Source organism: Pseudomonas fluorescens, from assembly GCF_000802965.1.
GTDB lineage: Bacteria > Pseudomonadota > Gammaproteobacteria > Pseudomonadales > Pseudomonadaceae > Aquipseudomonas > Aquipseudomonas fluorescens_A.
On the sequence record NZ_JSAK01000043.1, the window covers coordinates 81,012 to 95,038 of the forward strand.

The window sequence follows — 14,027 nt, forward strand, 5'->3', positions numbered from 1 at the left end:
CCGAAGGCTGCGATCTTTTCAAACGGACAACGCGCAATCAGCGATTGGCAAAAGTATCCGCACGACGCCCCGACACCTTGCGGCAATGCACCAGCGCATCACGAATCATGAAGTTCACCAGGGTCGGCGAGACGCCAAGTTCCTTGGCGATGTCCTTCTGCGGAACGCCGTGCAGTCGGTACATCTCGAAGGCATAACGGGTGCGGCTCGGCAGCTCCGTCAGCGCGTCGGCAATGTTTTCCAGGGTGGAAAAATTGATGTGCGACGTTTCCGGCGAAGCACCCTGGATCACCACGTTCAGGCCTTCCTCTTCAGGCCCGGAATACTTCTGTTCCAGTGCCTGCTTGCGGTAGTGATCGATCGCCAGGTTGCGCACGATCTGGAACAGATAACTGAGCTGAGCCTTGAATGAAGAGGTGATCTGCGGCGCCGATTGCAGACGGAAGAACGCGTCCTGCACCACATCTTCAGCACGCGAGCGACAGCCGGTGATGCGGGCTGCAATCTTGACCAGAATCAGTCGATTGTCGACGAATGCCTGAAGTAACGGCGAATCGCACCTGCTTGTGGAGACTTGTTCCGTCATGGAAATCACCCTGCTGCCAAAAGGTTAGTGGGGCGGCAAGAGACCGTGGCTGCCCTACACATCGAGCGACAAATTAGGTTGAATGATAATGATTGTCAATTGAGAAAGAGAACTAATGCGCCGTAAAGGTGCAGAGTGAGAACTGCGACACGCTGTCGCGGCCCGGCCCGGTTGGCGCTCAAGCCGGGCGACTAATTATTTGCAGACGTCATCCGTTCTCATTGGTGAATGGCTCCGGGCTCAAGCCCCGGATACCAGTGCATTGCCAATGCCTCGCGTGGTCGGCGAAGACCGCGTCCTGCGCGCCTTCGAATGGGGCGCGACGTAACAAAACCGATTCCAATTGCAAGCCGAATTCAGGCAGGAAACCTCATGACCGACGCGTTCGAACTCCCCAGCACACTGGTCCAAGCCCTCCAGCGCCGCGCGGCCCTGACGCCGGATCGAGTGGCCTTGCGTTTTCTCGCCGAAACCCGGGAACAGGCTGTGGTGCTCAGCTATCGCGAGCTGGATCAGCGAGCGCGGACGTTTGCTGGCGCGTTGCAGGCCGAGGTTGATTTCGGCGATCGCGCAGTGCTGCTGTTTCCCAGCGGTGCGGATTACGTCGCGGCGTTCTTTGGTTGCTTGTATGCCGGTGTGATCGCGGTGCCAGCCTATCCGCCGGAGTCGACGCGCCGTCATCACCAGGAGCGTCTGCTGTCGATCATCAGCGATGCCGAACCGCGCCTGTTGCTGACCAGCGCCGGTCTGCGCGATTCGTTGCTGCAAATCGAAGGCGCGCCGCCGCTGCTGTGTGTCGATACCCTCGACAGCGCGCTGGCCGACTGCTGGGTTGCGCCGGACCTGCAAGATGATCACATCGCCTTCCTGCAATACACCTCCGGTTCCACCGCGTTGCCCAAAGGCGTGCAAGTCAGCCACGGCAACCTGGTTGCCAATGAGTTGCTGATCCGCCACGGTTTCGGCATCGATGTGAACCCCGACGACGTGATCGTCAGCTGGCTGCCGCTGTACCACGACATGGGTTTGATCGGTGGCTTGTTGCAGCCGATTTTCAGCGGCGTGCCTTGCGTGTTGATGTCGCCGGCGTACTTCCTCGGCCGGCCATTGCGCTGGCTGGAAGCGATCAGCGAATACGGCGGCACCATCAGTGGCGGACCGGATTTTGCCTACCGGTTGTGCAGCGAACGGGTCAGCGAATCGGCCCTGGAGCGCCTCGACCTGAGCGGCTGGCGTGTGGCGTATTCCGGCTCTGAACCGATTCGTCTCGACACTCTGGAACGCTTCGCCGAGAAGTTCGCCGGTTGCGGTTTCAGAGAAGACAGTTTCATGGCTTCTTACGGTCTGGCCGAAGCCACGCTGTTCGTGGCCGGCACTCCGCGCGGTCAAGGGATTGGCAACCTGCGCGTCGACGATCAAGCCTTGGCGCAAAACCGTGCCGAAGCGGGCGAGGGCAGCGCGATCATGAGCTGCGGCGTCAGCCAGCCGGATCACGCGGTGTTGATCTTCGACCCGGTTTCGCTCATCGAACTCAATGACAACGCAGTCGGCGAAGTCTGGGCCAGCGGCCCGAGCATCGCACTCGGCTACTGGCGCAATCCCGAGGCGACCGCCAAGACCTTCGTCCAGCACGCCGGGCAAACCTGGCTGCGTACCGGTGACCTGGGTTTCATGCGCAACGGCGAGCTGTTCATCACTGGACGACTGAAAGACATGCTGATCGTGCGCGGTCATAACCTTTATCCACAGGACATCGAGCAGACGGTCGAACGCGAAGTGGAAGTGGTGCGCAAAGGTCGCATCGCCGCATTCGCGGTCAACATCGACGGTCAGGAAGGGATTGGCATCGCGGCGGAAATCAGCCGCAGCGTGCAAAAAATCCTGCCACCTGAAGCGCTGATCAAAGTCATCCGCCAAGCCGTGGCCGAGGCGTATCAGGAAGCGCCGAGCGTGGTGGTGTTGCTCAATCCGGGTGCGTTACCCAAGACCTCCAGCGGTAAATTGCAACGCTCGGCATGCCGTAATCGGATGGCCGACGGAAGCCTCGACAGCTATGCGGTGTTCCCTTCAACGGTTACCGAAAGCACTGCAAACACTGAATCGGGCACTGAACTGCAAACCTTGATCGGGCAGATCTGGTGCGAACAGCTGAACGTCAAACACATCAGCGCCGACGATCACTACTTTCTGCTTGGCGGCAACTCCATCGCCGCAACGCAGGTGGTGGCGCGTTTGCGTGAAGCGCTCGGCCTGGAGCTGAACCTGCGCCTGTTGTTCGAAGCGCCAACCCTCGGCGCATTCGTCGAAGTTGTGGCCCGGCAACAAAAGGACGGCGGACTGGCGCAAGGCTCAATCACCATTCTGTCGCGTGCAGAAGCGATGCCGCAATCGCTGGCGCAAAACCGTCTGTGGATCACCTGGCAACTGGACCCGCAAAGCAGCGCCTACAACATTCCCGGTGCCTTGCGCCTGCGCGGCGAGCTGGATGAAGACGCCTTGCGCGGCAGCTTCCAGCAGTTGATCGAGCGCCACGAATCCTTGCGCACGCGGTTCTTCGAGCGTGACGGCGTGGCGTTGCAACAGGTCGATGCCGTTGCTGAATTCAACCTGCAACGCATCGACATCAGCGACCTGCCGGTGACCGAACGCGAAGCCCGCGCACAGCAAATCCGCGAAGACGAAGCGCGCACCCAGTTTGATCTGGAGAAAGGTCCGTTGCTGTGGGTGACGCTGGTGCGCCTCGACGACGAAGACCATCAACTGCTGGTGACGATGCATCACATCATCGCTGACGGCTGGTCGCTGAATGTGCTGATCGACGAGTTTTCCCGGCTGTACGCGGCGGCTTCTCAAGGGCAGCAAACGACGCTTGCGCCATTGCCGACCCAGTACGCCGACTACGGCAGCTGGCAGCGTCAATGGCTGGCGCAGGGGGAGGGCGAGCGTCAACTGGCCTACTGGAAAGCGCAGTTGGGCGATGAGCATCCGACCCTGAGCCTGGCCACCGACCATCCGCGCTCAGCACAGCAACTGCACCGCGCTGCACGCCACACGGTGCGGCTGGACGCGAGTCTGAGCGATGCCATTCGCCAGACTGCCCAGACCCATGAATCGACCTCTTTCATGCTGCTGCTCGCTGCATTCCAGACCCTGTTGCATCACTACAGCGGTCAACGCGACATCCGCATCGGGGTGCCGAACGCCAACCGTCCACGCCTGGAAACCCAAGGCCTGATCGGCTTCTTTATCAACACCCAGGTGATGCGCGCGCAGGTGGATTCGCGATTGCCATTTGCCGAGTTACTGGAGCAAACCCGTCAGGCCGCATTGGGCGCACAAACCCATCAGGATCTGCCGTTCGAACAACTGCTCGAAGCCTTCCCGCAGGCGCGTGAACAGGGCCTGTTCCAGGTCATGTTCAACCACCAGCAACGTGACTTCAGCGCCTTGAAACGCCTGCCGGGGCTGCTGGCCGAAGAGTTGCCGTGGCACAGTCGCGAAGCCAAGTTCGACCTGCAATTGCACAGTGAAGAAGATCGCAACGGTCGCTTGAGTCTGTCTTTCGACTACGCCAGCGAGTTGTTCGACGGGGCGACCATCGAGCGTCTGGCCGGGCATTACAGCAACCTGTTGCGCGAAGTCTGCGAGCGTCCGCAAACCGCCCTCGGCGATCTGCAATTGCTGACCGAAGCGGAGTTCAACCAGCAAGCTGACTGGGCCATTGCACCGTGCACACCCGCCAGCCAATGGCTGCCCGAACTGCTCAACGAGCAAGCGCGCCAGACCCCGGAACGCACTGCGCTGATGTGGGACGGCGGCAGCCTCGATTTCGCCGAACTGCACACCCAGGCCAATCGCCTGGCCCATTACCTGCGCGACAAAGGCGTTGGTCCGGACGTGTGCGTGGCCATTGCTGCCGAGCGTTCGCCGCAATTGCTCATCGGCCTGCTGGCGATCATCAAGGCTGGCGGCGCTTATGTGCCTCTCGATCCGGACTACCCGGCCGAGCGCCTGGCCTACATGCTCAAGGACAGCGGCGTCGATTTGCTGCTGACCCAAACCCAATTGCTCGATCGCCTGCCGGCCACCGACGGCGTCAGCGTGATCGCCATGGACGCCCTGCATCTGGAGAGCTGGCCGAGCCAAACGCCGGGCCTGCATCTGCACGGCGATAACCTGGCGTACGTGATCTACACCTCCGGTTCCACCGGCCAGCCCAAAGGCGTCGGCAACACCCACGCCGCCCTCGCCGAGCGCCTGCAATGGATGCAAAACACTTACTGTCTGAACGAAACCGACGTGCTGATGCAAAAGGCACCGATCAGTTTCGACGTGTCGGTGTGGGAGTGTTTCTGGCCGCTGATCACCGGTGCTCGCTTGTTGATCGCCGGCCCCGGTGAACACCGCGATCCACACCGCATCGCGCAGTTGGTTCAGCAATACGGCGTGACCACGTTGCACTTCGTGCCGCCGCTGCTTTCGTTGTTCATCGACGAACCGCTCAGCGCCGAATGTACCAGCCTGCGCCGCGTGTTCTGCGGCGGCGAAGCCTTGCCCGCCGCACTGCGCAACCGCGTGCTGGAACAACTGCCGGCCGTGCAACTGCACAATCGTTACGGCCCGACCGAAACCGCGATCAACGTCACCCATTGGCACTGCACGACCGCCGACGGCGAGCGTTCGCCGATTGGCCGTCCGCTGGGTAACGTCGTCTGCCGTGTACTCGATAGCGAACTCAATCCTGTTCCGGCCGGGGTGCCGGGTGAGTTGTGCATCAGCGGCATCGGTTTGGCCCGTGGTTATCTGGGCCGTCCGGGCTTGACCGCCGAACGTTTCGTGGTCGATCCCATGGGCGAGCGGGGCGCGCGTCTGTACCGCACCGGCGACCGTGCGCGTTGGACCGCCGACGGCGTAATCGAATACCTCGGCCGTCTCGATCAGCAGGTCAAACTGCGTGGCTTCCGTGTGGAGCCGGAAGAAATCGAAGCTCGGCTGTTGGCTCAGGACGGCGTAGTGCAAGCGGTGGTGCTGGTTCGCGAAACCTCTGCGGGTGGTCAGTTGATCGGTTACTACACCGCCGATTCCAACGAATCCGAGGACGCCCAAACCACACGGCTGAAAACCGCGTTGGCAGACGAACTGCCGGAATACATGGTCCCGGCACAGCTGATGCGCCTCGACGAAATGCCCCTCAGCCCGAACGGCAAACTCGACCGCCGCGCCTTGCCGGAACCGCAGTGGCAAGTGCGCGAACACGTCGAACCGGTCACCGAGCTGGAGCAACAAATCGCCGGCATCTGGCGTGAAGTGCTGGGCCTCGAGCAAGTCGGCCTGCGTGATGATTTCTTCGCCCTCGGTGGTCATTCGTTGCTGGCCACGCAAATCATCTCCCGCACGCGCCAGGCCTGCGACGTCGAGTTGCCATTGCGTGCGCTGTTCGAGAACAGCGAACTGGACGCCTTCGCCGAACAAGTGCGCCTGATCCAGGTCAGCGGCAGCACCAACAAGCAACCACCTATTGAAAAGGTCGACCGCAGCCAACCAGTGCCGCTGTCTTATTCCCAGCAGCGCATGTGGTTCCTCTGGCAGATGGAGCCGGGCAGCCCGGCCTACAACGTTGGCGGCATGGCGCGGCTGCGCGGGGTGCTGGATGTCGGGCGTTTCGACGCGGCGCTGCAAGCGTTGATCCTGCGCCACGAAACCCTGCGCACCACGTTCCCAAGTGTCAATGGCGTGGCCCGTCAGCAGGTGCACGCCGATAGCGGCGTGCGCATGGACTGGAAGGATTTCTCTGCGCTGGACGCCGCCGCCCGCGAACAACGGGTGCAGCAACTGGCTGATGATGAAGCGCACCAGCCGTTCGATCTGGAAACCGGGCCGCTGCTGCGCGCTTGTCTGGTCAAAACCGCCGAGCACGAACATTACCTGGTGCTGACCCTGCACCACATCGTCACCGAAGGCTGGGCGATGGACATTTTCGCCCGGGAACTCAGCGCGCTTTACGAAGCGTTTGTCGATGAGCGCGAATCGCCGTTGCAGCCGCTGCCGGTGCAGTACCTCGATTACAGCGTCTGGCAGCGGCAGTGGCTGGAGTCCGGCGAGCGTCAGCGCCAACTCGACTACTGGACCGCGCAACTGGGCCGCGAACATCCGTTGCTGGAACTGCCCGGTGACCGTCCGCGTCCGCCGGTGCAAAGTCATCAGGGCGAATTGTTCCGTTTCGACCTGAGCGATGACCTCGCCGCACGGGTCCGCGCCTTCAATGCGCAAAACGGTCTGACCCTGTTCATGACCATGACCGCCGCATTGGCTGTGCTGCTTTACCGCTACAGCGGCCAGACCGACCTGCGCATCGGCGCCCCGGTGGCCAACCGCATTCGCCCGGAAAGTGAAGGGCTGATCGGCGCGTTCCTCAACACCCAAGTGCTGCGCTGCCAGCTCGACGGGCAGATGAGCGTCGGTGAATTGTTGGAGCAGGTGCGCCACACGGTCATCGAAGGCCAGTCCCATCAGGACCTGCCGTTCGATCATCTGGTGGAAGCCTTGCAGCCACCGCGCAGCGCCGCCTACAACCCGCTGTTCCAGGTGATGTGCAACGTGCAGCGCTGGGAATTCCAGCAGAGCCGAAAACTCGCCGACATGACCGTCGAATACCTGGCCAACGACGCTCGCGCGACCAAGTTCGACCTCAACCTGGAAGTCACCGACCTCGACCATCGCCTCGGTTGCTGCCTGACTTACAGCACCGATCTGTTCGACGAACCGCGCATCGCACGCATGGCCGGGCACTGGCGCAACCTGCTGGAAGCGCTGCTGGCCGATCCGCATCAGCGCCTCAGTGAGTTGCCGTTGCTCGAAGCCACGGAACAGCAAAACCTGCTCGACAGCCTCGGCGTCGAACCGGGTGAACATTGCCTGGACCAGTGCATTCATCACCTGTTCAGCGAACAGGCGCTGGCGCGTCCCGATGCGCCGGCACTGACGTTCGCCGGGCAAACCCTGAGCTATGCCGAACTCGACAGCCGTGCCAATCGCCTGGCGTGGATGCTGCGCGAGCGTGGCGTGGGCCCGCAGGTTCGCGTTGGCCTGGCGCTTGAGCGTTCGCTGGAAATGGTCGTCGGCCTGCTGGCGATCCTCAAGGCTGGCGGCGCCTACGTGCCATTGGACCCGGAATACCCGCTTGATCGGCTGCATTACATGATCGAAGACAGCGGCATTGGTCTGCTGCTGAGCGATACGGCGATGTTCGATGCGTTGGGTGAATTGCCGGCAAGCGTGGCCCGCTGGTGCCTTGAAGAAGACGCCGCCGAACTGGCCAACTACCCGGCGACCGAACTGCCATTTATCAGCCTGCCGCAGCATCAGGCGTACCTGATCTACACCTCGGGTTCCACTGGAAAACCGAAAGGTGTGGTGGTGTCCCACGGCGAAATCGCCATGCATTGCCGCGCGGTGATCAAGCGTTTCGGCATGCGCCCCGACGACTGCGAACTGCACTTTTATTCGATCAACTTCGACGCCGCCACCGAGCGCCTGTTGGTGCCGCTGTTGAGCGGTGCCCAAGTGGTTCTGCGTGCTCAAGGACAATGGGACGCCGAAGAAATCTGCGGCCTGATCCGTCGCCACCACATCAACATCCTCGGCTTCACCCCAAGCTACGGCAGCCAGTTGGCGCAGTGGCTGGCCACGCAAAGCGAAATCCTGCCGGTGCGCATGATCATCACCGGCGGCGAAGCGCTGACCGGCGAGCACTTGCAACGGATTCGCGCAGTGTTCACACCGAGCCTGTTCTTCAACGCCTACGGCCCGACCGAAACCGTGGTCATGCCATTGGCCAGTCTGGCGCCTGAAGTGCTGGAAGAAGGCGCCGGCAGCGTGCCGATCGGCAGCGTCATCGGTGATCGCGTGGCGTACATTCTCGACGCCGATCTGGCGTTGGTGCCGCAAGGCGCGACGGGTGAGTTGTACGTCGGCGGCGCGGGTCTGGCCCAGGGTTATCACCAGCGTCCCGGCATGACTGCCGAGCGGTTTGTGGCTGACCAATTCGCCAGCAACGGTGGTCGTCTGTATCGCACCGGCGACCTGGTGCGCCAGTGTGCCGATGGCTTGGTGGAATACCTCGGTCGCATCGACCATCAAGTGAAGATTCGCGGTTTCCGTATCGAGTTGGGCGAGATCGAAACCCGTTTGCTTGAGCATGAATCGGTGCGTGAGGCCGTCGTGTTGGCGCTCGATGCACCGAGCGGCAAACAACTGGTGAGCTATCTGGTTTGCGACGTCACCGAACAGGACGAGTCGCAACAAGCCGCATTGCGAGAATCCCTCAAGACGCACCTCAAATCCCAGTTGCCGGATTACATGGTGCCATCCCACCTGATTCTGCTGGCGAGCATGCCGTTGACCGCCAACGGTAAACTCGACCGCCGCGCTTTGCCGGCGCCGGACCCGGAGCTGAACCGTCAACACTACGTGGCGCCGAGCAACGAGCTGGAACTGACGTTGGCGCAGATCTGGTGCGAGGTGCTGAACGTCGAACAGGTCGGCCTCAACGACAACTTCTTTGAACTCGGCGGCGACTCGATCCTGTCGATTCAAGTGGTCAGCCGTGCGCGGCAGCAGGGCATTCACTTCAGCCCCCGCGACTTGTTCCAGCACCAGACCGTGCAAACCCTCGCCGCCATCGCGACTCGCACCGAACAGGTCACGGCCGAGCAAGGTTTGCTCAGCGGCGAGTCGCGCCTGACACCGATCCAGCACTGGTTTTTCGACACCGACATCCCGCAGCGCCAGCACTGGAACCAGGCGTTGCTGCTGGAACCGACCGTGGCGCTGGAGCCCCATCGTCTGGAGCAAGCGCTGCTGGCGGTGCTTGAACAGCACGACGCCTTGCGTCTGCGCTTCAGCGAAGTTGATGGCCAATGGCGCGCCGAGTATCAGGCAATTTCCGATGCGACGGTGCTGTGGCAAGTACAGGTTCCGTCCATGGACCAATGCGCGGCACTGTTCGCCGATGCCCAGCGCAACCTCGACCTACAAGCAGGGCCGCTGATGCGCGCATTGTTGGTTGATGGCCCGGAAGGGCGGCAACGGTTGTTCATCGCCATTCACCACTTGGTGGTGGACGGCGTTTCCTGGCGCGTGCTGTTGGACGACTTGCAAACGGTGTATCGCCAACTCAACGCGCAGCAGTCGGTAAAACTGCCGGCGAAAACCAGCGCCTTCAAGGATTGGACCGCACGCTTGCAGGCGTATGCCGGTAGCGAATCGCTGCGCGAAGAACTGAGCTGGTGGCAGACACAAGTGGCCGGGCCGAGCGCCGAATTGCCGTGTGATCGTCCCGAGGGCGGTCGGCAGAATCGCCATGCACAAACCGTCAGCGTGCGTCTCGACAGCGAGCGCACCCGTCAATTGCTGCAACAGGCGCCGAGTGCCTATCGCACCCAAGTCAACGACCTGCTGCTGACCGCATTGGCCCGTGTGCTGTGCCGCTGGAGCGGGCACGAATCGGCGCTGATTCAACTTGAAGGCCATGGCCGCGAGGCGCTGTTCGACGAGATCGATCTGACCCGCACCGTCGGCTGGTTCACCAGCGCCTATCCACTGCGGTTGACGCCAGAGAACGAGCAGGGTGCTTCGATCAAGGCAATCAAGGAACAGCTGCGCGCCGTGCCGCACAAAGGACTCGGTTATGGCGTGCTGCGCTACCTCGCCGATGATCAGTGCCGCCAGTCCATGGCCGCGTTGCCGGTCGCGCCAATTACCTTCAACTACCTCGGCCAGTTCGACCAGAACTTCGGCAATGAGGCGCTGTTCCGTCCACTGGATGAGCAGGTCGGTGCCGCACACGATCCGAAAGCACCACTGCCCAACGAGCTGAGCGTCGATAGCCAGGTTTATGGCGGTGAGCTGGTGCTGCGCTGGACCTTCAGCGCCGAACGCTACGAGCCGCAGACTATCAACGAATTGGCCGAAGCTTACGTGGGCGAGCTGACCAGCCTGATCGAGCATTGCTTGCGCGACGATGCCGGTGGCCTGACCCCGTCGGACTTCCCGCTGGCCCAGCTGAACCAGACTCAACTGGATGCGCTGCCTGTTGCGGCCAGCGTCATCGAAGACGTCTACCCGCTGACGCCGATGCAGGAAGGCATGCTGCTGCATACGCTTCTGGAACCGGGCACTGGCCTCTATTACATGCAGGACCGTTACCGCATCAACAGCGAGCTCGACCCGCAGCGTTTCGCCCAGGCCTGGCAAGCGGTGATCGCCCGTCACGAAGCCTTGCGCGCCTCGTTCTGCTGGAACGTCGGCGAAGACATGCTGCAAGTTATCCACAAGCCGGGCAGTACGCCGATCGAGTACCTCGACTGGAGCGAAATCGCTGAAGATGAGCAAGAGCCGAAGCTGCAAGTGCTGCTGAAAAGCGAGCGCGAGGCCGGGTTCGATCTGCTCAACCAGGCACCGTTCCACCTGCGTTTGATCCGGGTTGGCGCGGCGCGTTACTGGTTCATGATGAGCAACCACCACATCCTCATCGATGCCTGGTGCCGGTCGCTGCTGATGAACGATTTCTTCGAGATCTACAGCGCCCTCGGCGAGGGCCGGGAGGCGCAACTGGCCGTGCCGCCGCGTTATCGCGACTACATCGGCTGGCTGCAACGCCAGAGCCTGGCCGAAGCGCGGCAGTGGTGGAAAACCAATCTGCAAGGCTTTGAACGGACGACGCCAATCCCGAGTGATCGGCCGTTCCTGCGCGAGCACGCTGGCGAAAGCGGCGGCATGATCGTCGGCGACCGCTACACCCGACTGGATGCCCGTGACGGCGCGCAACTGCGTGAACTGGCTCAGGCTCATCAACTGACCATCAACACCTTCGCCCAAGCGGCGTGGGCCTTGGTCCTGCGGCGCTTGAGCGGTGATCGCGACGTGCTGTTCGGCGTCACGGTGGCCGGGCGTCCGGTGGACATGCCGGAGATGCAGCGCACCGTCGGCCTGTTCATCAACAGCATCGCGCTGCGGGTGAAAATGCCGGAAGACCATCAGCGTTGCAGCGTCCGCCAGTGGCTGACGGCACTGCTCGACAGCAACATGCAGCTGCGTGAGTACGAATACTTGCCACTGGTGAGCATTCAGGAGCACAGCGAATTGCCGAAGGGCCAGCCGTTGTTCGACAGCCTGTTCGTGTTCGAAAACGCCCCGGTGGAAGTGTCGGTGCTCGACCGTGCGCAGAGCCTCAACGCGACGTCGGATTCGGGCCGCACTCACACCAATTTCCCGCTGACGGCGGTGTGCTATCCCGGCGATGACCTGGGCTTGCACCTGTCCTATGACCAGCGATATTTCGACGAGTCCACGGTCGAGCGCATGCTCGCTGAGTTCAAGCGCTTGCTGTTGGCGCTGGTCGAAGGTTTCCATGGCGACATGACGGACTTGCCACTGCTGGGTGCCGATGAGCAGGATTTCCTGATTCACGGCTGCAACCAGAGCGAACAGGCTTACCCGCTGGAACAGAGCTACGTTTCATTGTTTGAAGCTCAGGTGGCCGAGCATCCACAGCGAATCGCCGCCAGTTGCCTGGATCAGCAACACAGCTACCTTGAGCTGAACCAGCGCAGCAACCGTCTCGGTCATGCGCTGATTGCGGCGGGTGTCGGACTGGATCAACCGGTGGCGTTGCTGGCCGAACGCAGTCTTGATTTGCTCGGCATGATCATCGGCAGCTTCAAGGCGGGTGCGGGATATCTGCCTCTGGACCCGGGGCTGCCGAGCCAACGCCTGAGTCGCATCATCGACTTGAGCCGCACGCCGCTGCTGGTCTGCACCCGAGCCTGTCACGAGCAAGCGCTGGGGTTGCTGGATGAGTTCGCTTGCGCTAATCGACCTCGGTTGCTGGTCTGGGAAGAGGTGCAGGCGAGCGAGGTCTCGGTGGTCAATCCCGGCGTCTACAGCGGTCCGGACAATCTGGCCTACGTGATCTATACGTCCGGTTCCACCGGTTTGCCGAAGGGTGTGATGGTCGAACAGCGCGGCATGCTCAATAACCAGTTGAGCAAGGTGCCGTACCTGAACCTGAGCGAAGCCGACTTGATCGCCCAGACCGCTTCGCAAAGCTTCGATATTTCGGTCTGGCAATTCCTCGCCGCACCGTTGTTCGGTGCGCGAGTGGACATCGTGCCGAACAGCATTGCCCACGATCCGCAAGGCCTGCTGACCCATGTTCAGAACAAGGGCATTACCGTGCTGGAAAGCGTGCCGTCGCTGATCCAGAGCATGCTCGCCCAGGAACGCATGAGCCTCGACGGCCTGCGCTGGATGTTGCCGACCGGTGAAGCGATGCCACCGGAACTGGCGCATCAGTGGTTGCAGCGTTACCCGGACATCGGCTTGGTGAATGCCTACGGCCCGGCGGAATGCTCGGATGACGTGGCGTTCTTCCGCGTCGACATGGCTTCCACGCGCGGCAGCTATTTGCCGATTGGCACGCCGACCGACAACAACCGTTTGTACCTGCTCGACGGTGCCTTGGAACTGGTGCCGCTGGGCGCCGTAGGGGAGTTGTGTGTTGCGGGCACTGGCGTCGGGCGTGGTTATGTCAGCGATCCGCTACGCACGGCGCAGGTGTTTGTACCGAACCCGTTCGGCGCGCCGGGGGATCGTCTGTATCGCACCGGCGACCTGGCCCGGCGTCGCAGTGACGGCGTGCTGGAATACGTCGGGCGCATCGACCATCAGGTGAAGATTCGCGGCTACCGCATCGAACTGGGGGAAATCGAAGCACGCCTGCATGAACAACCGGAAGTCCGCGAGGCGGCGGTCGGCGTGCAGGAGGGCATCAACGGCAAGCATCTGGTCGGCTATCTGGTGGCGGCGGATTTAGCGCTGGAGCCGGCTGAACGGCTGGAGCGGATCAAGCAACGTTTGCGCGCTGAACTGCCGGAATACATGGTGCCGCTGCACTGGCTGTGGCTCGACAAGCTGCCGCTCAACACCAACGGAAAATTGGACCGCAAGGCGCTGCCAGCGCTGGAAATCGGGCAATTGCAAAGCCAGGATTATCAGGCGCCGCGTAATGAACTGGAGCAGACGTTGGCCTCGATTTGGGTTGAGGTCTTGAAGGTGGAGAGGGTGGGCGTGCGCGACAACTTCTTCGAACTGGGCGGGCATTCGCTGTTGGCTACGCAAATCGCCTCGCGGGTGCAGAAAACCCTGCAACGGGATGTGCCGCTGCGGGCGATGTTCGAATGCAGCACGGTGGAGGAATTGGCCGGGTACATCGATGGGTTGGCGGCCAGTGAGATCACCGAGGAGAAGGTGGATCGGTTGAATGATTTGATGGCGGAGCTGGAAGGGCTTTGATTCTCTAGTGTTTGTATCGGCCTCATCGCTGGCTTGCCAGCGATGGCGGTTGTACAGACGCATACAATCGTGTGATTGACTACGCGCC

2 protein-coding genes are annotated in these 14,027 nt (G+C 61.8%); one reads left to right on the forward strand and one right to left on the reverse strand.

The window, feature by feature from the left end; genetic code table 11:
• Positions 1-37: 37 nt before the first annotated feature.
• A complete protein-coding gene (locus NL64_RS28245) occupies positions 38-586 on the reverse strand; it encodes an RNA polymerase factor sigma-70 (protein ID WP_034151351.1) in 549 nt (182 codons plus the stop codon).
• Positions 587-958: 372 nt separating this feature from the next.
• Here NL64_RS28245 and NL64_RS28250 point away from each other — a divergent pair, with 372 nt between their 5' ends.
• Complete coding sequence (locus NL64_RS28250; protein WP_034151352.1) at positions 959-13,939, forward strand: non-ribosomal peptide synthetase; 12,981 nt, start codon at positions 959-961, stop codon at positions 13,937-13,939.
• The last annotated feature ends 88 nt before the right edge of the window (positions 13,940-14,027 follow it).

Bases quoted from the DNA above. Each gene is read 5' to 3' on its own strand.
- NL64_RS28245 (WP_034151351.1), bottom strand. From the start codon at position 586: ATGACGGAACAAGTCTCCACAAGCAGGTGCGATTCGCCGTTACTTCAG.
- NL64_RS28250 (WP_034151352.1), top strand. From the start codon at position 959: ATGACCGACGCGTTCGAACTCCCCAGCACACTGGTCCAAGCCCTCCAG.